The 1,263-nt window shown below is 42.4% G+C and carries 1 protein-coding gene; it reads right to left on the bottom strand.

Features of this window, described 5'->3' with window-relative positions; all coding sequences use genetic code 11:
* Window positions 1-146 precede the first annotated feature (146 nt).
* Window positions 147-1,205: a sporulation integral membrane protein YtvI gene (gene ytvI / locus ON064_RS18285; RefSeq protein ID WP_274625880.1), complete on the bottom strand. Its 1,059-nt coding sequence runs from the start codon at window positions 1,203-1,205 to the stop codon at window positions 147-149.
* Window positions 1,206-1,263: the final 58 nt, after the last annotated feature.

Genomic DNA, 1,263 nt, shown 5'->3' with positions numbered 1-1,263 from the left:
GCGAACGCTTCTCCAAATACTTGCATAGAACATTGATTTTTGATTGTGGAATAAGTGGTTTCCTTTTTCATTTATAGCGATTTCAGATTTCTTCAACACTATGAAAAAGCATTGAGCATAATTTGCTCAGTGCTTTTTTTTGCATTTTAAACTTTAAATTCCATTTTGATGATGCCGGCTTCGCGTGCCGAAGTAAAGAGAATGACCAATAACGGCCCGATGAAAAAGCCAAGAAAGCCGATTAATTGAAGGCCGATGAACATGGCAATCAATGTGGCAAGAGGGGATAGCCCGATTTGGGTGCCCATTACTTTCGGTTCAACAGTTCTGCGGATGACCAATAGCACCAAGGCCAAAATCGCAAGCTGCGTTCCTTGTACCACATCGCCAACGATGAACATGTAAATGAACCAAGGGGTCAGTACGATAATCGATCCGAGTATCGGGATAAAGTCGATGACCCAGATGACGAGCGACATGACCAAGGCATATTCGGGGGCGATGAACAACAAGGCGATCAACGAAACCGCAAAGATAATCAAGCTGACAAGAAATTGGGCTTTCAGGAAGCCAAATACGACATTGTTCAACCGTGCGCTCATAAAGCGTACTTTCTCGGCCGTCGATTCCTTAAAGCGGTTGAAGAGCATGCCTTTCAAATCCATCAAATCAAGCATGAATAAAAATAGGGCGATAAGGAAGACGATGAAGCTAACCAAAAAAGAAGGGATGCCCGTCAATAAATTAGTGACTGTATCGTAGTTGACGAATGTTAAGATCCAGTCGCGAATGCCTTCTGCAAAAGCGATCATTTCTGTTTCGAATGAATTGACGACTTCTACAGGCATTTCGGCGGTAGAACGCAGAAAAAAGGCTTCCACTTCGCCCCACATATGTGAGAGGGAATTTGTATACTCTGGAACCATTTTTGAGAATTGTATAATTTGCCCAACCAACTGCGTGATGATCCAGTAAACCAAGCCGGAAGCGATGACAAGGAAAAGGATGAATACCGTGATGACTGCACCTTTACGTTGCCATTTGAACCTTTTTTGTATGAACTTGACAAAAGGTTCAAGGAAGATGGCGGTAAGCAATGCGATAATCAAGGGAACAGCAATCGGCAATATGTATATTGAGATTAAAACTACAATGGCAACGACCAGCAATATGGTGGCCAGTTTTTTATTAAACCACTTGCCCACAATAAACCTCCTTCAATTGACTGCGTGAAATTCCACGGCAAAGCATTTGTTTAAAAAA

The sequence above is a fragment of the Planococcus sp. A6 genome (genome assembly GCF_028823615.1).
Lineage (GTDB): Bacteria > Bacillota > Bacilli > Bacillales_A > Planococcaceae > Planococcus.
The sequence above is the reverse complement of the archived record's forward strand: the minus strand, read 5'-3'. Positions and strand labels throughout refer to the sequence as shown.